This window comes from Mangrovihabitans endophyticus, assembly GCF_014646155.1.
GTDB lineage: Bacteria > Actinomycetota > Actinomycetes > Mycobacteriales > Micromonosporaceae > Actinoplanes > Actinoplanes endophyticus.
In genome coordinates this window covers 41,711-60,178 of the sequence record NZ_BMMX01000017.1, presented here as the reverse complement: position 1 = coordinate 60,178, position 18,468 = coordinate 41,711, and the positions used below count along the sequence as shown (strand labels likewise).

The window sequence follows — 18,468 nt, the reverse complement described above, 5'->3', positions numbered from 1 at the left end:
GATGGCCAGCCTGCTGAGGATGCCGGAGATCTCCGCCAACATGGTGGAGGCGGTGCTGAGCGAGTGGCCGGTCGCGGAGAACGCGGCCTTCGCTCACGGCGACCCGATCGCCACGGTGGAGACCGACAAGGCGGTGGTCGATGTGCCCGCCGAGGCCGACGGCATCCTGATCCGTACGCTCGTCGAGCCCGGCAAGGCGGTGGCGGTCGGCGCGCCGATGGCGGTGCTGGCCGCGCCCGGCGAGGTGGTCGACGACGTGGACGCCCTGGTGCGGTCCCTGGTGCAGGCCCCTCCCCCGGCGTCCGAGCCGATGCCCGCGAGGTCGCGGGAGGTCGGCCAGGCCGCCGAGCCGACAGGCGTCCCGGTGCCCGCGCCGGAGTCCCCGCCGCCCGCGCCGGCGCCCACCGAGCCGCCGCCGAACCGGACGTTCGCCAGTCCGCTGGCGCGCCGCCTGGCCCGGGACAGCGGCCTGCGCATCGCGGACATCCACGGCACCGGTCCGGGCGGGCGCATCGTGCGCGACGACGTGCGCCGCACGCTGGCGGACCGGACCACCGCCACCCCCGCCGACCCGGACGCCGCGCCGCATCTGGCGCCTGGCACCGAGCCCGCCCCGCAGCCCGACGGCGCGGGGCCGGCAGTGCCGGCCCCGGCCGCCGCGGACGCCCGCTACGAGGATGTCCCGCACACCCGGATGCGTCGCGCCATCGCGGCCCGGCTCGCCGCGAGCGCGGGGCAGACGCCCGTCTTCACGATCCGCGGCAGCGCCCGGGTCGACGACCTGATGGCGCTGCGGGCGCAGCTCACCACCGCCACCGACGTCCGGATCTCGGTGCACGACCTGATCGTCGCGGCTGCGGCGCGCACCCACGCCGCGGTGCCGGACATGAACGTCATCTGGACACCGGACGCGGTGCGCCGCTTCCGCGACGTCGACGTGTCGGTCGCCGTCGCCACCGACCACGGGCTGGTCACGCCGGTGCTGCGCGGCGCGCACCGGATGAGCGTGTCCGAGCTCGCCCGTACCGGCGCCGACCTGACCGCCCGCGCGCGCTCCGGTCGGCTGCGCCAGGAGGAGTTGGAGGGCGGCACGCTCACCGTGTCCAACCTCGGTCCCTTCGGCACCGAGGAGTTCACCGCGGTGATCAACCCGCCGCAGGCGGCGATCCTCGCCGTGGGCGCCGCCCGTCCGGAAGCGGTGGTGGACGACGGCAGACCAGCGGTGGGCACGGTACTGCGGGTGACCCTGTCGGTCGACCACCGCCCGGTCGACGGCGCCCTGGCCGCCCGCTGGATGGCCCACTTCCTCGGCCTTCTTGAGGCCCCGCTGCGCATCCTCGTCTGACGGAGGTTTCCGCGATGCCCGACAGCGCCATCGAGACCGCGCTCGCCCATTGGGCACCGCGGATGATCCAGAACGGCGTCGACTACAACGATCTGATGGCCACCACCTCCCGCACCCGGACGTGGGCGGACTGGCTGCCGCAGTGGAACCGGGCCGCGGACGAGCAGGCCGGGTTCGCCCGCCAGGCGGAAGCCGAGGGGCACGTCCGCACCGCCGGCCAGGCGTGGTTACGGGCGTCGGTGAACCGCCACTTCGGCAAGTTCGTCTGGATGCTCGACCTGGATCTCGCCGCCGAGGCCACTCGCCGGTCGGTGACCGAGTCGCACGCCGCGCTCGCCCGTCTGGACCCCTCCGGGCAGCACCTGGAGGTCAACATGCCGGGCGGGACCGCGTACGCCAATCTGCGCCGTCCGAGTGGCATCGACGTGCCGCCGTACGTGGTGCTGATCCCCGGTCTGGATTCGACGAAGGAGGAGTTCTTCTGGTTCGAGCAGTCGTTCCTGGACCGGGGCATGGCCACCGTCTCGCTGGACGGCCCGGGTCAGGGCGAGACGGGGCTGAGCCTGCCGTTGCGGCCGGACTACGAGACCGCGGCCGGTCCGCTGCTCGACCTGCTCGCCGCGCGCACCGACCTGGACCACGCCCGGATCGGGGTGGCCGGGGTGAGCCTGGGCGGCTACTACGCGCCGCGGGTGGCGGCGCACGAGCCGCGGGTCAGCGCGGTGGCGGGCATCAGCGGCCCGTTCTGCTTCGGCCACATGTGGGACGACCTGCCGCCGATGACGCGGCAGACGTTCGTGGTGAAGTCGGGCGCCCGCGACGACGCGGAGGGTCGCCGCATCGCCCTCACCCTGGACCTCACCGGCGTGTGCCGGCGCATCACGGCGCCCGCGCTCTACGTCACCGGCGAGCGGGACCGGCTGATCCCGTGGCAGCAGACCCAGCGCCAGGCCGACGAGACGCCGGACGGCACGTTCGTCTGCTTCCCCGAGGGCAACCACGGCGTCTCCAACCTGCCCTCGCGTGCCCGGCCTATGATCGCCGACTGGATGGCCGACCGCCTCGGCGCGGCATCCGGCCGACGGTGCTGACGCCGGGCGCCTCGCCCCGCCGCATTTGCGAGGCGAGGCGCCGCGACGCTGGTCAGGCGGCGGCGCAGGACAGCGCCGGGGACCCGGTGCCGCCGGTGGTGGTGCCGAGCAGGCCGAAGCTGGTGCTCGCACCGGCGCCGAGGCTGCCGTTGTAGGCCACGTTGCGCGCGGTCACCTGGGCGCCGTTGCTGGTCACGGTGGCGTTCCAGGCTTGGCTGACGGTCTGCCCGTCGGCATAGGTCCAGGTCACCGTCCAGCCGCTGATCGCCGCCGGTCCGGCCGTGACGCTGATGTCGGCCTGGAATCCGCCCGGCCATTCGCCGATTACACGGTAGGTCGCGGTGCACGCCCCACCGCTGGGCGGCGTGGTGGGGGGCGTGGTCGGCGGGGTCGTCGGAGGCGTGGTGGGCTGCCCGCCGAACACGGTGGCCTCCCGCGCGGTGGCCGCGATCCCGTTCGCGCCGTGGAAGATCCGCTCACCCCACGTGGTGAGCCGGGCCGGATCGAAATCCGTCGCCATGTCCAGGATCGGGTCGGTGTTGCCGCTCCACGACCAGCCGAGATAGCCGAGGCCGCGGGCGTTCGCCTCGGACAGGATGGTCTCGTGATCCACCTCGCCGTCGGCGAAGTGCCAGCCGAATTCGCCGATCACCAGCGGCCATCCGCGCGCGTGGAAATAGTCGAGGTAGTTCACGATGCTGGCGGCGGTGGAAAAGACCGCGTACATGTGGATCGACAGCACGGTGTTGTGCAGGCTGTCGGCGTCCAGCACGGTCTGTGCGTTGTCCCGCATGACGTACTGCCAGTCCTGCCCCCAGTTCGGGGCGTCGACCATGAGCAGGTGCTCGAAGCCGTTCTGGCGCATCCGCTGGATCGCGGCGGTGGTGGCCGCGGTCCACTGGGCCGCGTCGGTGTTGCCGATCGGCTCGTTGCCGATGTTGATCACGATGTAGCTCTCCTGGCCGGCCAGGGCGCTCTTCTGGCTGATCCAGTAGTCGACCGCCTCGTCCAGCGAGGCGGCTGCGCCCTCCTCGCCGTACCCGGTGGTGTCGTGCACCTCCAGCACGCAGATCAGCCGGTTCTGCTTGCATCGTGCGACCACGTCGGCGACGTCGGTGGACGGCCCCCACCGTTTGCCGCTGCCGAGCACCACCCGCAGCGTGTTCGCGCCCAGCGCCTTGATGTCGGAGAACGCGGCGGTCTCGCCCTGATACCAGACGTGCGGATGGTTGACGCCGCGCATGATGAACGGCTGGCCGTTGGCTTCCACGATGGATTCGCCGTCGATGTGCAGGCCGACGGCCGCGTCGGCCGGTCGTGCCGATATCAGGACGGACGCGGCGACGGCGAGCAGGGCGGCGCCGACCGCGGTGAGTCGTTGTCTCATGACTGCCTTCACAAGGGAACAGCCGCGGAGCCGGGGAACAGCCCCGGATCCGGGGTGCGGGCGGCCGCGCCCGGCGGTCCCACGGCGATGCCCGGCGCCGCGGGAGGGGCGCAACCGGTGGCCTGAGCGTGGCAGGTCAGCTCGCACGATCACGCTACGCGTCGACTCCGATCGATGCAACGAAACCCCGGCTCATCCGGCCAGCGCCGGCTCCGGATGCCAGACCACGTCCGCGGCGAAACCGGCCGGCGCGTCGAACGGGTGGTCGGCGCCCGGCGCCGCCAGACAGCCGACGGCGGCAGCGTAACCAGATCTATGAGTTTCGAAATATGACGGCGTCAGCCGTTGCGGTGGTGCCGCTTCACGAACGTGTAGCCGGGCTCCAGCGGCCCGGTGCCGATCTGCTCGCTTTCCACCGCCCGCTCATGCAGGTGGAGCTGCTTCTCAGACGGGTGGGCGCCGGGCGGCAGCTTACGGACGAACCCGTTCACCCAGTGCTCGCCGCGATCCGACGCCGCCGCGTCCGGATCGAGATCCGCGTCGCCGGGGTCGGGCGCCGGTTCCACCAGCGGCGCGTAGAACAGCAACTCGGCCGCCTTCTGGCCGGTCACCGCCGGGTACGCCGGGTAGCCGCTCGCCTCGACGCTGCCGCTCACCCGCGTCAGATAGCCTTCGCGGATCAGTTGATCGACGGCGTTGCGCAGCAGGAACGTCCCACGCGCGCCCCGGCCGAGGCCGCCGTGCGCGGCCAGGTCGGCCTCGGCCAGCGCCGCGCTGCCGTCATCGAAGACCCGGCCGCGCCGGCGCACCGCGTGCAAGACTCGCCCCCGGTTCGACGTGGGCGCCGGGCAGTCACGGGTGACCACCTTCGGGTCGTACGCATGGAAGTAGCTCACGCCGTCCACCCGCACCGGCTCGTCCAGTGCGGCGGTGCGCACCACGATCTCGTCCCGGGCAGCCTGCCATGAGACGGTGACGAGGACGCCGGGCGGCACGTCGCAGGGCCAGACGATGCCGGCGAGCTGCCACTCGACGTCCTGACGCAGCGTAGTTTCGAAGACGTTGCGGGTGGCGGCGAGTCCCCGGTCGCGATGCTCGAGCACAACGGTGACCCGATCCCGCCCGCGCAGACTGTCGACGCTCTCCTCGGGCACGGCGCACACGCCGCCGTCGAGATCGGCCGCCCAGAGGGCGAGCCGGCGGGTCGCCGTGCGCATGGGTCACCTCCCGGCGCCCGTTGCCGGACACGGGCGACCGCAGCCGCCGATCCTACAACGCCCCGCTCGCGCCGTACGCCGCCGCCGGGGCGGGGCGCTTCGCCGTCGCCCACGCCCACAGGGCGAACCCCGCCGCCATCGCCAGCATGGTCGCCACTCCGCGCGGCCAGAAGATGTGACTGTCGATGAACGAGTAGCCGGCGCCCAGCAGGATCACGGTGCCCGGCAGGACGCGTGCGCCGTGCCGGGCACCCAGCGCCACCGCGCCCGCCAGCACCGCCACCAGGAACGCGTACACGCCCACCTGCCCGATCCGGTCGCCGACGTCGTAGAGGGACAGCACCAACGCGCGCAGTTCAGCCTGGTCGCCGGGCTGATCCGCGATGGTCCCGGCGCCGATCCCGGCCACCGCGTCCAGTCCGGTGTAGGCGACTGCGTAGACCGCCGCGCCCACCCACGCGATCACGGTGGCGGCTTCCACCGGGCCGGCAGGCGACCACGCCGGAGGCGGACGCAACAACACCGGAAAGCCCAGTGCCAGCAACGGAAAGACCGGCAGCAGCACGATGTGCAGCGTCACCCACCGGTGAGCGGTCTCCGGCGCCAGCCCGCCCGGATGGACCAGGCCGACCAGCGCCAGCAGCAACGGACCCAAGGTGACCAACGGCAGCGTCCGCATCCAGCGCATCCGGCGATGCTAGCGCCGGATGCGCCCGGCGCGGCTCAGGGAGGCAACAACGCGCGGCTCAGGGACGCAACAGTGTCTTGATGGCGCGGCGTTCGTCCATCGCCTGGTATCCCCGCGCCGCCTCCGCCAGCGGCAGGTCCAGGTCGAAGACCTTCCCCGGGTCGATCACCCGCTGCCCGATCAGCTCCATCAGCTCGGGCAGAAACCGGCGTACCGGCGCGGGACCGCCGTGCAGATGCACGTGGGAGAAGAACAACTCCTGTCCGGGCAGGCTGACGTCGTGCGACACGCCGACGTAACCGACGTGGCCTCCCGGACGCGCCGATCGGATCGCCTGCATCATCGACTGCTGCGTGCCGACCGCCTCGATCACCGAGTGCGCGCCCAGCCCACCGGTCAGATCCTTGATCCGGGCCACCCCCTCGTCACCGCGCTCGGTGACGACGTCGGTCGCGCCGTACTCGCGGGCCAGCTTCTGTCGCGGCTCGTGCCGGCTCATCGCGATGATCCGCTCGGCGCCGAGCTGCCGTGCCGCCAGCACGGCGAGCAGGCCGACCGCGCCGTCTCCCACGACCGCGACGGTCTTGCCCGGCTGCACCCGCGCGGCCTCGGCGCCGAACCAGCCGGTGCCGAGCACGTCGGAGGCGGCCAGGTAGCCCGGCACGAGGTCGTCCGGCGGCATGTCCGGCGCGGCGACCAGGGTGCCATCGGCCAGCGGCACGCGCAGCCGCTGCGCCTGCGCCCCCATCGCGCCCACCGGCTCGCGGTGCACACAGGAGCTCTGATAGCCGGCCCGGCAGATCTCGCACGTGTTGTCGGAGGCGAAGAACGAACCGACCACGAACTGTCCCGGCCGCACCGCGGTGACCGCGCTGCCGACCTCCTCGACGACGCCCGCGTACTCGTGGCCCATCGGCGACGGGCCCTCGACCTTCTCCACCCCGCGGTACGGCCACAGGTCGGAGCCGCACACGCAGGTGGCGGACAGCCGGATGATCGCGTCCGTCGGCTGCGCGATGCGCGGGTCGTCGCGCTCCTCCACCCGGACGTCGCCGGGGGCGTACATGACTACGCCTTGCATGAATACCTCCCTCGATCGGCTCACCCACCGGATGCCCGGGAGATCCGCGACCATGCCGGTGCGACCGCCCGGAAGTTGTGCCGGATTCCGGAACTGTGGCCCGCGCAGCGCGCCTTGACACGTACGTGAAACGAAATATCTACTGATGCGGCAAGCATTCGGAGTCCGGAACTTTCGGGCCGCGGCCCAGGGAGGGTGCATGCAGAAGATCCGCACGCAGGGCACCGCCTTCGTCGACGGCGACGGCCGTCCGCTGCGCCTGCGCGGGCCGGGCATCGGCGGCTGGATGAACATGGAGAACTTCATCACCGGTTACTCGGGCAACGAGGCGCTGATGCGGGCCGGGGTCCGCGCGGTGCTCGGCACCGACCGTTCCGAGTTGTTCTTCGACCGCCTGCTCACCTCCTTCTTCGGCGACGCGGACGCGGCCCTGCTGGCCCGGCGCGGGCTCAACTGCGTACGGGTGCCGATCAACTACCGGCACTTCGAGGACGACGACCGGCCCTTCACGATCAAGCAGGAGGGGTTCCGGCACCTGGACCGGGCCGTTCGCGCCTGCGGCCGGCACGGCATCTACACGGTGATCGACCTGCACGCGCTGCCCGGCGCGCAGAACCACCACTGGCACAGCGACAATCCGACGCACCTACCCGGCTTCTGGACCCATCGCCACTTCCAGGACCGGGCGGTGCACCTGTGGGAGGTGCTCGCCGACCGATACAAGGACGAGCCGTGGGTGGCGGGATACAACCCGGTCAACGAGCCAGCCGACGAGTCCCGAGCCGTGCTCGGCCCGTTCTACCAGCGGATCGTCGCCGCAATCCGGGCCGTCGACCCGCACACCACCCTGTTCCTGGACGGCAACACCTATTCCACCGAGTTCGACGTGTTCGACGAGCCGTGGGACAACACCGTCTACGTCTGCCACGACTACGCGCTCGCCGGGCTGGCACGCACCGGCGACTACCCCGGCCGCACCGGCGGGGCATACAGCGACAAGAGCACCGTGGAAAAGAAGTTCCTGGACCGTACGGCGTACTCGCGACGCACCGGCACGCCGATCTGGGTGGGCGAATTCGGTCCGATCTACACCGGCGACGAACGGATCGACGCGCAGCGCCGGGCACTGCTGGACGATCAGTTGGACATCTACCGGCAGCACGGCGCGAGCTGGTCCATCTGGACCTACAAGGATCTTGGCCTGCAGGGGCTGACCCATGTGCGGTCCGACTCTGCCTATCTGGCTCGCTTCGGCGGCTTCGTGGCCAAGAAGGACCGCCTGGCCGCCGACTCATGGGGCAGCGACCGGGTCGGCCCGGCGGCGGTGACCGTGCCGTTCCAGGAGATGATGGCCCGCGAGTTCCCCTCCTTCGACCCGTACCCGTGGGGTCCGACGGACTGGGTCCGCACGCTGCTCAACAACGTGACCATCGCGCAACCGCTGGCCCACGAGTACGCGGAGTTGTTCCGCGGCCTCGACGACAGCGAACTGATCGCCCTCGCCGACTCATTCGCGCTGGAGCAGTGCGCACAACGGACGCCGCTGCTCGACACCTTGCACAGGGACTGAACCACCCGTCGACTGCACCGCCCGGTGGAGCGTCACCGGGTGGTCAGAGAGAGGCCCAGCGGCCCGCCCACGACGACCAGCAGCAGGGCCGGCAGGGCGCCGTAGAGCGCGTGGCGCAACGCTCGCGGCCGGCGCACCGCCGGCACGGTGGCTTCCAGACACCATCCCGCCGCCATCGAGATCAGGGTCACCCCCAGCGGACCCGGCAGCAGGAGCACCACCATCATCACGCGCTCGGCCGCGAAGACGGCGTGCCCGTGCAGGATGTCGCGCAGCATCATGGTCCACAGCGTCAGCGGGAAGGCCATCGCGAGCACCGCCGGCACCAGGAACACCAGCCGCGCGGTCCGGGCCGGCAGGCCGGGACGCCGGTGCGTCGCGTACGTCATGAGGGCGACCGCCACCAGCCCGGCGACGATCCCCAGATTGAAGCCGACCATGGCCCCGATGACCAGGCCGAGCACGGTGAAGAAGGATCCGCACCCCGCCCCGATGAGCGTGCCGCCGATGGCGTGCACGAGCAGGATGCGCTGGATCGTCGTCTGGTCGCCCGGCCGCTGCGGGCCTCTCTCCACGTTCATGACCTCAGCATGCGCCCGAATTTGAACGTGTTCAACTAAGCGCATCGAAGTGTGTCGCAGCTCGCCGTGGCGGATTCAGGGGCACCTCAGGGCCGTACCCCGATGCGGAGGCTTGCCCGGTGGCGCAACCATGGAACGGTCGGGAAACGACCGCCGGAGGGATCCATGAACACCGTTTACGATTCGATGGCACGCCAGGGCCTCGTCCGCCCGCGGCAGGGCCGAGTGCTCGGGGGCGTCTGCGCCGGGCTGGGCCGCCGCTTCGGGCTCGACCCGTGGATCACACGACTGCTGTTCGTCGTGATCCTGTTCATCATCCCCGGCAGCCAGATCCTGATCTATCCGCTGCTGTGGATTCTCATGCCGTCCGAAGAGCGAGCACGGGGCTGGTAGGCCCGACCCCACGGGTAGACACTCCACGGGTAGGCACCACCCACGGATAGACACCGCGCGCCGCGCACGCCCCGCCAGGCCGAGCGCGGCGCGCGGCCGCCCGTCTCACCCCCGCCGCACCCGCCCCGTCCGCGCCCGCCCACACCACACCACCCCACACGCGCCGCCCCGCGCCGCTCCTGCGCGCCCACCATGCCGATCTTGAGGTTGACGGTCGGACATGTCGGATCTAGGTGGCGCATCCCGGCACACAAAGTCCAAGATCGGTGCCGCCAGTCCCACTCGCCCACGCTGCCAGCCCCCGCTGCCGCGCACGGCCGCACCCGCGCCATGGCACGGGTCGACGCGCCACGATGTCAGCTCAAGGTGAGGACTACCTTGATGTCGTCCGGTTCCGCCCGCAGGGCTTCCGCGAAGCGGTCCAGCGGCACACGGCGGGTGATCAACCGGTGCAGCCAGTCGGCGTCCGCCGCCGCCAGCGCCTCCGCCGCCGCCGCATAGTGGGTCAGGTTCGCGTTCACCGAACCGATCACCGCGTCGTTCTCCAGCACCATGTCCCGGTTCGCCGCGCCCACGTCGACGCTCACCTTGCGTCCGGCCGGCGAGACACCGGTCAGGCACACGATGCCGAACTCCGCGGTGCCCGCCATCGCCTCGAACACCAGCTTGGACACGCCGGTCGCCTCGATGATGATGTCCGGTTTACCGCCGGCCACCACCTCGTCCATGCCGGCCGAGTGGTAGTGGGCGCCCAGGGCCTTGACCGCCTCCGGCTTCGGGCCGCTGGTCGCCAGGTCGAGCACGTGCACGTCCAAGCCGCGCTGCACGCCGATGAGCGCGGCCAGCAAGCCGATCGGGCCCGCGCCGGTGATCAGCACGCGGCGGGGCTCGAACCACGATCGCTGGCCGACGAGGTCGATCTGTTCCCACGCCTTGGCCACCACGGAGGTCGGTTCCATCAGCACGCCGGCCTGTTCCAGGCTCGGATCCAGCCGAACGGCGTAGCCGGTGTCGACCGTCCACAGCTCGCTGCCGTAGCCGTTGAGCTGTTTGATGCCCCGCTCGGTGTAGCGACCGTTGCGGCACATGTCGAACATGCCCCGCGCGCACGCGCCGCAGGGTTCCGGGTCGGGGCGGCGCACCACGCCGACCACCAGGTCCCCGGGCGCGAAGTCGCTGTCCGGCGGGGCGGTGCGCACCCGGCCCAGCGACTCGTGCCCGAGCACCAGGTGGTCCGCTCCGGGCGGCGCCCAACCGTACTCGCCGGCGATGATCTCCCGGTCGGTGCCGCAGATGCCCAGCGCCAAGCCCTCCACCAGCATCTCGCCGGGGCCGGGTTGCGGGTCGGGCACGTCCCGCACTTCGGCGGTGTCGGCGCTGAGCGGCTGGACGGTGAGTGCGCGCATGATCTCCTCCGGGGTGTACCGCGGTGACGCGCGGTGCTTTACCCAGGAGGCGAATCGTCACACTCCGACGGCCGCCCGGCGCCGTACCCGACGATCGGCGCCCGGCCCGACGGTCAGCGCCCGCGCCGGGAATCAGCGCTCGTCGCTCTCCGCGGTCGCCTCGGCCGGCGCGTCCGCCGCGTTCTGCTGCGCTTCGGGGTTCTCGCCCTGCTGAGCAGCCTCGTCGGCCAAACCCTCCGCGGCCTGCTGCTGCGCCGCCTCCCGCTGTCGGGGGGCCGCACCGTGCCGACCGCCGCGCCGGGCCGCCAGTTCGAGGTGCTGGACCGGGCCGCCGGCCACCTGCCGCTCCGGCGGCTCCTCGGGTCCCTCCACCCGGTCGCCGAGCTGCATGCGCTGGTCTTCCGGTGGCACGCTCGGCGCACCCGGCTGGGCGTCTCGGTCGCCGGGCTGGCCGCCCTGCTCGTCCAGTTGGACGCCGACCTGGGGCTGATCCATCCACAACGCGCGGAGCTGGCCCTGCATGAACGAGGTCAGCCGGGCCCGGTACTCATGATCGAACCGCTCCAGCGCCTCGATCTGCATCTGCAGTCCCTCGCGCTTCGTGCCGAGGCTGCCGACCACGTCCTCGTACCGCTGCTGGGCCTGGATCCGCAGGTGCTCGGAGCTGGCGCGGGCCTCGGCCACGATGGCGTCCGCCTGCGCGCGGGCGTCCACGACGATCTTCTCCGCGTTGCGCTGGGCCTCCTCGGTGCGGGCGCGCGCCTCCCGTGCGGTCTGCTCGGCCGCGGCGCGCGCGTCGAAGAGCACCTTGTCCGCGTCGCGACGCACCTGGTGGGCGTGCACCTGGGCGTCCCGGGCCACCTGCTCGGCCGCGGCCTGCGCGTCGGTGCGGATCCGGTCGGCTTCCTTCTGCGCGCCGACGACGTGCTCCTCGGCGGTGCGCTGCGCCATCGACAGCACCTGGAGAGCCTGGTTCGGCAGCGCGGGGTTGCCGCCGTTTCCGGTGCGCGGAGTGACGATCGAGTGCTCCGAGGTCTCACTCTCCGGGGACGTCGCCGCGAACATCACTTTGACCCGATCCTTCATCCGATTGTCAGTCACAGTTGAGAGCTCCGTCCGTGCGGGCCTGTCCGCAGTGGTCTCGTGTCCACACAGACCCCCGTCCCGAGGCGATCAACGCACCGGCCGCCAGCAGATAACCGCGGCATGCTACCAAGCTGAGCAGGAACAACGCGATCGAGAAGCAGTAGCGGTAGAGTCACTCAGAGTGCTTGACGGTACGGTCGGCGGCCCGGCGGACGGAGCCCGCGGCGCCCCTCGCGGGACCACCGGGGCACGCCTGCGCCAGCACCGCCGCACCCCAGAGGGGGTGGCGAACCCCACCGCCGCGGATCCGCGAGCCACCGGCGACGCCGAGATCCATCCCGTAACCTTGAGGGCGGTGTGCCGGGAAGTCTGGTCGGCGGTGCCATCGACGACTCCCCCGTTCGGAGGACCACGCCCATGGGCAAGCCCTTATCGCGCACCCCCCGTCTCTTCGGCAGCGGTAGCTGGGCCGAGGCCCGTCGCGTCGGCGACGTGCTGCGTACCGAAACCGTCGGCGGCGTCCTGCTGCTCGGCGCCGCCCTGATCGCTCTGGTCTGGGCCAACACTCCCCTCGCGGACAGTTATCACCGGCTGTCCGAAGCCCGGATCGGCCCGTCCGCCTGGCACCTCGACCTGTCCCTGACGGTGTGGGCGGCCGACGGGCTGCTCGCCATCTTCTTCTTCGTCGCCGGCCTGGAGCTCAAGCGCGAGTTCGTCGGCGGGGATCTGCGGGATCCCCGGCGGGCCGCCCTGCCGGTGGCCGCCGCGGTCGGCGGCATGGCGGTGCCCGCGCTGATCTTCGCCGCCGTCGCGGCCCGCGGCGGCGGCGACGCGCTGGCCGGGTGGGCCATCCCGACCGCCACCGACATCGCGTTCGCGCTCGCCGTGCTCGGCGTGATCAGCACCCACCTGCCGACGTCGTTGCGCACCTTCCTGCTGACCCTGGCGGTGGTCGACGACCTGCTGGCCATCCTCGTCATCGCGGTGTTCTACAGCTCGTCGCTGCACCTGCTGCCGCTGGCCCTGGCGGTGCTGCCGATCGCCGCCTTCGGCCTGCTCGTCCAGCGGCGTGTGCTGCGCTGGTGGCTGCTGATCCCGCTGGCGGTGGTGGCCTGGGCGCTGGTGCACGAGTCGGGCATCCACGCCACCGTCGCCGGCGTGCTGCTGGCGTTCACCGTCCCGGTGCGCGGCCGGGACAGCGAGCACGGCATGGCCGAACGACTGGAACACGCCTGGCGCCCGGTCTCCGCCGGGGTGGCGGTGCCGGTGTTCGCGTTCTTCGCCGCGGGCGTCTCGGTCGCGGACACCGGCGGATTCGGCGCCAGCCTGGCGCAACCCATCACGCTGGGCATCATCGCCGGGCTCGTGCTCGGCAAGGCAATCGGCATCACCGGCTCGGCGTGGCTGGTGCAACGCTTCACGCACGCGCGTCTCGCGGACGGGCTGAGCTGGTGGGACGTGTTCGGTCTGGCGCTGCTGGGCGGCGTCGGCTTCACCGTGTCGCTGCTGATCGGCGAGCTCGCGTTCGGCATCGGGTCGGACGGCGACGGGTACGCGAAGATCGGCGTGCTGACCGGCTCACTGCTGGCCGCCGTGTTCGCCGCGATCGTGCTGCGGGTGCGCAACAGCCAGTACCGCAAGCTGTGCGCCCAGGAGGAAGCCGACGCGGACGGCGACGGGGTGCCCGACATCTACCAGGGTCAGCGGGTGTCCGGATGACCTGGCCAGGCCGCCGGGCCACGCCCGCGGAGCCGGGTACGCCCCGGCCACGGCTGCTAGGTTGATCAGGGGCGTGCCGGGAAGTCTGGTCGGCGAGACGATGACGCCTGAATACCTTCCGGGAGATTCCATGGTCACGCAGGACGCCCGGTGAGCGCCCTTGCCTGGATCGCGGTAGCGATCTTCGTTGTCGCCTATGTGTTGATCGCCACCGAGAAGATCAATCGAGTGAAGGTCGCGGTCGGTGGCGCGGCCATCATGCTCGCCATCGGCGCCAACGACGCCGAACACGCCTTCTTCTCCGGCGAAGCCGGCATCGACTGGAACGTCATCTTCCTGCTCATGGGAATGATGATCATCGTGGGTGTGCTGCGCCGGACCGGGCTGTTCGAGTTCGTCGCGATCTGGTCGGCGAAGAAGGCCCGTGGCCGGCCGTTCCCGATCATGGTCATCCTGATCCTGGTCACCGGCATCGTCTCGGCCGGGCTCGACAACGTCACCACTGTGCTGCTTGTGGCACCGGTGACCCTGCTGGTGTGTGAGCGGCTCGACGTGCCTCCGGTGCCGTTCCTCATCGCCGAGGTGCTGGCCTCCAACGTCGGCGGCGCGGCCACCCTGGTCGGCGACCCGCCCAACATCATCATCGCGAGCCGCTCCGGCCTGAGCTTCAACCAGTTCCTGGTCACCCTCGGACCGATCGTCGCGCTGGTGCTCGTGGTGCTGGTCGGCGTCTGCCGGATCATGTTCCGCAAGGCTTTCCGGTACGACCCCGAGCGGGTCGCCCAGGTGATGTCGCTGCGCGAGCGCGACGCCATCCGCGACCCGCGCCTGGTTCGCATCAGCCTCGGCGTGCTGGCCGCGGTGCTCCTCGCGTTCGGGCTGCACACCGTGCTGCACATCGAGCCGGCGGTGGTCGCGCTGCTCGGCGGGCTGCTGCTGCTCGCGCTCTCCCGGCTGGACGCCGAGGACGTCGCTCGCGACGTGGAATGGCCCACCCTGGTGTTCTTCGCCGGGCTGTTCGTGATGGTCGGATCGCTGGTCAACACCGGCGTCATCGACACCATCGCCAAGGCGGCCACCGAGGCGACCGCGGACCGGCTCTGGCCGGCCACGCTCCTGTTGCTGTGGGCGTCGGCGGGTCTGTCCGCCATCGTCGACAACATCCCGTACGTGGCCACCATGAGCCCGATCGTGGCCGACCTGGTGGAGGCCAACGGCGGGCTGGACAAGGGGCAGGTGCTGTGGTGGGCGCTGGCGCTGGGCGCCGACTTCGGCGGCAACGCCACCGCCGTCGGCGCCTCGGCGAACGTGGTCGTGCTCGGCATCGCGGAACGGTCCGGGCACCGCATCTCGTTCTGGGAGTTCACCCGGTACGGCCTGCTCGTGACCGTCATCTCGGTCGCGCTCGCGGTGCCGTACCTGTGGCTGCGCTTCTTCTGACCGGACGCGTGCCGCCCGAGATGCCCGGCGCCGGGCATCTCGGGCGCTGGTCTCAGGTGCCCAGGATGTGGTCGAGCAGGCCGTCCAGCGTGATGGCGCCGGTCATCACCTGATCGCCGTCCACCACCGCGACCAGCGGCACGCTGGACCGGGCCATCACCGCGGCCACCTCCAGCAGGGTGGCCTTCGGCTCGACCGCGGGCAGCACGTGACGCTCCCGGGGCAGCAGGTCGGCCACGGTGCGGTCGCCGATGCCGTTGAGGATGACGTCGGCGGCGGCCTCGTCGATCACCCGGGCCAGCGCCGGGTCGTCCTGGCAGTACGACGGCATGGCCATGCGCAGCACCTGGGTGCCGGCGAGCACGGTCATCGGCCGTCCCTTGGTGTCCACCACGATCAGGCCGGGCAGATCCTGGCCGGCGAGGACCTTGGCGGCTTCGCGCGCGGGCATGTCCTCGGCGACCGTGGCCATCTGCACCGCAATGTCAGCGGCTCGCATTCCGGGCTCCTTCTGAGAGGGTCACTCCCACGGTAGGCGTCCCCGCCCAGCCCCGCCATGCCGCCCCGGTCCGTCCTGGCCGCCGGTCAGCGGTCGTGGTGCCCCCGCGCGGCCATCGGGGTGACGACCAGCGCGTCGCAGACGTCCATCACGCCCGGGGTCGCCCAGGCTCGCGCCACGGCCGCGGCGCGCACCGACTCCGACTGGACGGTGCCGTCCAGGATGACGACGCCGTTCTGCACGCACAGGTGCAACTGCCCGCCGGTCACCGCCACGTCGTCCACCAGGCCGGCGGCCACCTCGTCGACCAGACGCTCGTCGATGTCGCGCCAGTTCTCCGCGATCCGGTCACGCAGCGCGGAGGGCGGCTCCAGCTCGTCGTACGCGTCGTAGGCGGGCTCGTCCTGCCGGTTCCAGGTCGATCGGTCGGGATACCCCTCCGGGTTCAGCCAGTAGAACACCGTCAGCTCCTCTGCTCAGGATCGCCCGACCGCCTCGTCGTGCGATGTCAGCGCCTCGGCCCTGGAATGCGTCCGGACGACGGACACGATGCCGGCCGTGTGGGCTCCGGCTCTGCGAGGTTTCGAGCACCAGCGTTGCGCCGCGACATGGCATTGGCTCCGCGGGTGAATGACGGTTTCATGACAGCACGGACGGTGGTGGCGAAGACCCGTCTTCCGGCGCGGCGGCGCGGCGCTGCGCGTGGTCGTGCGTACCGGAGTCCGGTGGTCCGCCGTCGTGCGTACCGGCGTGGTGCGTACCGGCGTCCGGCGGCCCGGCCCCCACCTGGGCGCGCAGTCCCGCCAGCTCGGCGCGCATCTCGCGGATCTCCCCCAGCAGGCTCTCCACGTCACCCCGGGTCGCCTCCGAGGCCTGCTGGTCACCGGTCGAGATGCGGTCGACGATCCAGCTCGCCAGGGAACCGGTGACGAACCCGATCAGGCCGATCCCGGCGATCATCATGGCCAGCGCGACGAAGCGCCCTTCCAGGGTGGCCGGATAGAAGTCGCCGTAACCCACGGTGGTGATGGTGACCACGCCCCACCAGAGGGCCTGCGGGTACGTCTCGATGTTGCTGTCCGGCCGGCCCCGCTCGGCGTCCAGCACCGCCAGCGCGGCGATGGCGACCAGCAGGACCGTGGTGCCGCCCACGTAGATGGCCAGCCGTCCCCGAGTCCAGGACTCGGCCCGCTGGTTCAGGATCTTCAGGGCGGTGACCAGCCGCAACGCCCGCAGTGGCCGCAGTATCGGCAGCAGCAGGACCACCAGGTCGAACCAGTGGCTGCGGACGAACCTGCGGCGGTCCGCCGCGATGGCCAGCCGGATCAGGTACTCGGCGCCGAACAACCCCCAGATGACGAAGTTCAGCGTCTCGCACAGGCGCCGCCACGGCCCGCCGAGGCCGGGCGCCAGAATCGGCACCGCGTACACGGCGATGAACAGCACCGACAGGATCGTCAGCGGGTACGCGGTGGCCCTTTCCCACCGCACCAGCCGGTGCTCCGAGGGCCGCTGTCCCGGCTGTTGTTCCGGTGACGCCGTCGTCACAGTCGTCGTCACGATGCTCGGTTCCGCCTTTCCCGTCGTCGTCGCGTCCGCCGGCCGGGTCACCGTCGTTCCGGCTCCGCCGCGTCGGCGTGCACCGCACCGTCCGCCGCCTCCGTGCCGCCGCCCGGTGCGGTGTCGGCCGGTGCGGTGTCGGCCGGTGCGGTGTCGGCCGGTGCGGTGTCACCCGCGGCACCCGGCGGCCGTCCGCGCCGCAGCCGGCGCCGCAGGCTGCCGTGCCAGGCCGGCGTCTCGGACTCCTCGTCGAAGGCTCGCGCCACCACCACGTCGGTGGACGAGTGCAGCAGGATGGAGAGCACGATGGTCAACGCGACCAGATGGAAGATCTCGTCGGCCTGGGTGATGCCCGATTCCAGGACCAGCAGCCCGTACACGACCGAGGCGAATCCCTTCGGCCCGAACCACATGGCCGCGGCCTGTTCGCGCATGTCCAGCCCGGAGCGCAGGAACGACACCCACAGCGCGACCGGCCGGGCCAGGAAGATGGCCAGCACCGCGAACACCCAGCCCTGCCAGGAGATCTCTGCCAAGAAGCGCAGGGAGATCAACGCGCCGAACACCAGCAGCGCGGCGAGTTTGAACAGCTCGGCGATGTTCTCCCCGAAGTGCTCGAAGGCTTCCCGCTGGCGCGGGCCGAAGGTGGCCACCGTGATGCCGGCCGCGAACGCCGCCAGGAACAGGTTGGCGTGCGTCGCCTTCGCCAGCGCCAGCACCAGCAGGCCGATGGCCAGACCGTTCAGCGGCTCGTACGCCGGAGAGGCGGAGAACAGCCGGGACCGCTCCAGCAGGATCGCCGCGACCGGGACCACGATGCCGATGACCAGTCCCAGCACGATCTCCAAGCCCAGCTCGCCCAGGTGCAGATGCTCGGAGCTGCTGGCCGCGGCCAGGAAGATGATCACGAACGGCAGGGCCAGGCCGTCGTTGACGCCGGACTCCACGTTCAGCAGATGCCGCAGGCGCCGGGGCACCTTCTCGTTGCCCACTAGGGCGGAGGCGAACACCGGGTCGGTCGGGCTGAGGATGGCGCCGATCAGCAGCGACTCGGCCCAGCCCAGCCCGACCACGTAGTGCGCGGCGACCGCGGTCACCGCGAGCGTCAGCGGCAGGCCCCAGCCGAGCGCCCGGCCGGGCAGCCGCCACGCCATGCGCAGGTCCGCCCAGCCCACCCGCATGCCGTCGGTGAACAGCACCGCGAACAGAGCCAGTTCGGCGAGTTCACTGACGATCGGCGTGTCGGCAGTCACGTCGAACACGCCGGTCGTCTGCGGGCCGAGCAGGAACCCGGCCCCCAGGAAGAGCACCGCGGTGGACAGGATCGTGCGTCCCGCCAGCGCGGAGATCAGCACGGCGAGCAGCAGAACGGCGGCGAAGGCCAGCAGCAGCACCCGAAATCCTC

General features: G+C 71.6%; 17 protein-coding genes. 6 read left to right on the top strand and 11 right to left on the bottom strand.

The window, feature by feature from the left end; genetic code table 11:
* The first annotated feature begins 1 nt into the window (after position 1).
* Both IEY73_RS18955 and IEY73_RS18950 read left to right on the top strand, forming a co-directional pair.
* The gene (locus IEY73_RS18955; RefSeq protein WP_189080581.1) at positions 2–1,345 is read left to right on the top strand and encodes a dihydrolipoamide acetyltransferase family protein; all 1,344 of its coding nucleotides are present in this window, start codon (positions 2–4) and stop codon (positions 1,343–1,345) included.
* Positions 1,346–1,359: 14 nt separating this feature from the next.
* Positions 1,360–2,436 carry an alpha/beta hydrolase family protein gene (locus tag IEY73_RS18950; protein ID WP_189080580.1) on the top strand — a complete coding sequence of 359 codons (1,077 nt, stop codon included), beginning with the start codon at positions 1,360–1,362 and terminating at the stop codon, positions 2,434–2,436.
* A 52-nt stretch (positions 2,437–2,488) separates the two neighbouring features.
* Here IEY73_RS18950 and IEY73_RS18945 read toward each other — a convergent pair whose 3' ends face one another.
* The 4 genes from IEY73_RS18945 to IEY73_RS18930 all read right to left on the bottom strand — a co-directional run bounded on the left by IEY73_RS18945 (position 2,489) and on the right by IEY73_RS18930 (position 6,809).
* The gene (locus IEY73_RS18945) at positions 2,489–3,823 is read right to left on the bottom strand and encodes a cellulase family glycosylhydrolase (protein ID WP_189080579.1); all 1,335 of its coding nucleotides are present in this window, start codon (positions 3,821–3,823) and stop codon (positions 2,489–2,491) included.
* Between the two features lie 338 nt (positions 3,824–4,161).
* Positions 4,162–5,040: a hypothetical protein gene (locus IEY73_RS18940; RefSeq protein ID WP_189080578.1), complete on the bottom strand. Its 879-nt coding sequence runs from the start codon at positions 5,038–5,040 to the stop codon at positions 4,162–4,164.
* Between the two features lie 52 nt (positions 5,041–5,092).
* The gene (locus tag IEY73_RS18935) at positions 5,093–5,728 is read right to left on the bottom strand and encodes a hypothetical protein (protein ID WP_229715954.1); all 636 of its coding nucleotides are present in this window, start codon (positions 5,726–5,728) and stop codon (positions 5,093–5,095) included.
* 58 nt (positions 5,729–5,786) lie between these two features.
* A complete protein-coding gene (locus IEY73_RS18930; protein WP_189080577.1) occupies positions 5,787–6,809 on the bottom strand; it encodes a zinc-dependent alcohol dehydrogenase family protein in 1,023 nt (340 codons plus the stop codon).
* 199 nt (positions 6,810–7,008) lie between these two features.
* Here IEY73_RS18930 and IEY73_RS18925 point away from each other — a divergent pair, with 199 nt between their 5' ends.
* Positions 7,009–8,379, top strand: coding sequence for a glycoside hydrolase family 5 protein (locus tag IEY73_RS18925; RefSeq protein ID WP_189080576.1), 1,371 nt, complete (start codon positions 7,009–7,011; stop codon positions 8,377–8,379).
* Between the two features lie 32 nt (positions 8,380–8,411).
* Here the strand turns inward: IEY73_RS18925 and IEY73_RS18920 are convergent, their stop codons facing one another.
* On the bottom strand, positions 8,412–8,960 hold the full coding sequence (locus IEY73_RS18920) for a hypothetical protein (protein ID WP_189080575.1): 549 nt from the start codon (positions 8,958–8,960) through the stop codon (positions 8,412–8,414).
* Positions 8,961–9,125: 165 nt separating this feature from the next.
* Here IEY73_RS18920 and IEY73_RS18915 point away from each other — a divergent pair, with 165 nt between their 5' ends.
* Positions 9,126–9,353, top strand: coding sequence for a PspC domain-containing protein (locus IEY73_RS18915; RefSeq protein WP_189080574.1), 228 nt, complete (start codon positions 9,126–9,128; stop codon positions 9,351–9,353).
* Between the two features lie 356 nt (positions 9,354–9,709).
* Here IEY73_RS18915 and IEY73_RS18910 read toward each other — a convergent pair whose 3' ends face one another.
* Together IEY73_RS18910 and IEY73_RS18905 are read right to left on the bottom strand one after the other, a co-directional pair.
* Positions 9,710–10,759, bottom strand: a complete 1,050-nt coding sequence (locus IEY73_RS18910) for a glucose 1-dehydrogenase (RefSeq protein WP_189080573.1) — start codon at positions 10,757–10,759, stop codon at positions 9,710–9,712.
* Between the two features lie 132 nt (positions 10,760–10,891).
* Positions 10,892–11,860: a hypothetical protein gene (locus IEY73_RS18905; RefSeq protein ID WP_189080572.1), complete on the bottom strand. Its 969-nt coding sequence runs from the start codon at positions 11,858–11,860 to the stop codon at positions 10,892–10,894.
* Between the two features lie 402 nt (positions 11,861–12,262).
* Between IEY73_RS18905 and nhaA the strand changes: the two genes are divergently transcribed.
* Positions 12,263–13,564 (top strand): Na+/H+ antiporter NhaA, encoded by a 1,302-nt coding sequence (gene nhaA, locus IEY73_RS18900; protein ID WP_189080571.1) that lies wholly within the window; start codon positions 12,263–12,265, stop codon positions 13,562–13,564.
* 150 nt (positions 13,565–13,714) lie between these two features.
* Positions 13,715–15,004, top strand: coding sequence for an ArsB/NhaD family transporter (locus tag IEY73_RS18895; RefSeq protein WP_189080570.1), 1,290 nt, complete (start codon positions 13,715–13,717; stop codon positions 15,002–15,004).
* Between the two features lie 52 nt (positions 15,005–15,056).
* Here the strand turns inward: IEY73_RS18895 and IEY73_RS18890 are convergent, their stop codons facing one another.
* The 4 genes from IEY73_RS18890 to IEY73_RS18875 all read right to left on the bottom strand — a co-directional run bounded on the left by IEY73_RS18890 (position 15,057) and on the right by IEY73_RS18875 (position 18,457).
* Positions 15,057–15,503, bottom strand: coding sequence for a CBS domain-containing protein (locus IEY73_RS18890; RefSeq protein ID WP_189080569.1), 447 nt, complete (start codon positions 15,501–15,503; stop codon positions 15,057–15,059).
* An 86-nt stretch (positions 15,504–15,589) separates the two neighbouring features.
* The gene (locus IEY73_RS18885; protein WP_189080568.1) at positions 15,590–15,964 is read right to left on the bottom strand and encodes a BON domain-containing protein; all 375 of its coding nucleotides are present in this window, start codon (positions 15,962–15,964) and stop codon (positions 15,590–15,592) included.
* 178 nt (positions 15,965–16,142) lie between these two features.
* Complete coding sequence (locus IEY73_RS34240; RefSeq protein ID WP_306661505.1) at positions 16,143–17,063, bottom strand: ion transporter; 921 nt, start codon at positions 17,061–17,063, stop codon at positions 16,143–16,145.
* A gap of 47 nt (positions 17,064–17,110) precedes the next feature.
* A complete protein-coding gene (locus IEY73_RS18875; RefSeq protein WP_189080567.1) occupies positions 17,111–18,457 on the bottom strand; it encodes a cation:proton antiporter in 1,347 nt (448 codons plus the stop codon).
* Positions 18,458–18,468: the final 11 nt, after the last annotated feature.

Bases quoted from the DNA above. Each gene is read 5' to 3' on its own strand.
- IEY73_RS18955 (WP_189080581.1), top strand. From the start codon at position 2: ATGGCCAGCCTGCTGAGGATGCCGGAGATCTCCGCCAACATGGTGGAG.
- IEY73_RS18950 (WP_189080580.1), top strand. From the start codon at position 1,360: ATGCCCGACAGCGCCATCGAGACCGCGCTCGCCCATTGGGCACCGCGG.
- IEY73_RS18945 (WP_189080579.1), bottom strand. From the start codon at position 3,823: ATGAGACAACGACTCACCGCGGTCGGCGCCGCCCTGCTCGCCGTCGCC.
- IEY73_RS18940 (WP_189080578.1), bottom strand. From the start codon at position 5,040: ATGCGCACGGCGACCCGCCGGCTCGCCCTCTGGGCGGCCGATCTCGAC.
- IEY73_RS18935 (WP_229715954.1), bottom strand. From the start codon at position 5,728: ATGCGCTGGATGCGGACGCTGCCGTTGGTCACCTTGGGTCCGTTGCTG.
- IEY73_RS18930 (WP_189080577.1), bottom strand. From the start codon at position 6,809: ATGCAAGGCGTAGTCATGTACGCCCCCGGCGACGTCCGGGTGGAGGAG.
- IEY73_RS18925 (WP_189080576.1), top strand. From the start codon at position 7,009: ATGCAGAAGATCCGCACGCAGGGCACCGCCTTCGTCGACGGCGACGGC.
- IEY73_RS18920 (WP_189080575.1), bottom strand. From the start codon at position 8,960: ATGAACGTGGAGAGAGGCCCGCAGCGGCCGGGCGACCAGACGACGATC.
- IEY73_RS18915 (WP_189080574.1), top strand. From the start codon at position 9,126: ATGAACACCGTTTACGATTCGATGGCACGCCAGGGCCTCGTCCGCCCG.
- IEY73_RS18910 (WP_189080573.1), bottom strand. From the start codon at position 10,759: ATGCGCGCACTCACCGTCCAGCCGCTCAGCGCCGACACCGCCGAAGTG.
- nhaA (WP_189080571.1), top strand. From the start codon at position 12,263: ATGGGCAAGCCCTTATCGCGCACCCCCCGTCTCTTCGGCAGCGGTAGC.
- IEY73_RS18890 (WP_189080569.1), bottom strand. From the start codon at position 15,503: ATGCGAGCCGCTGACATTGCGGTGCAGATGGCCACGGTCGCCGAGGAC.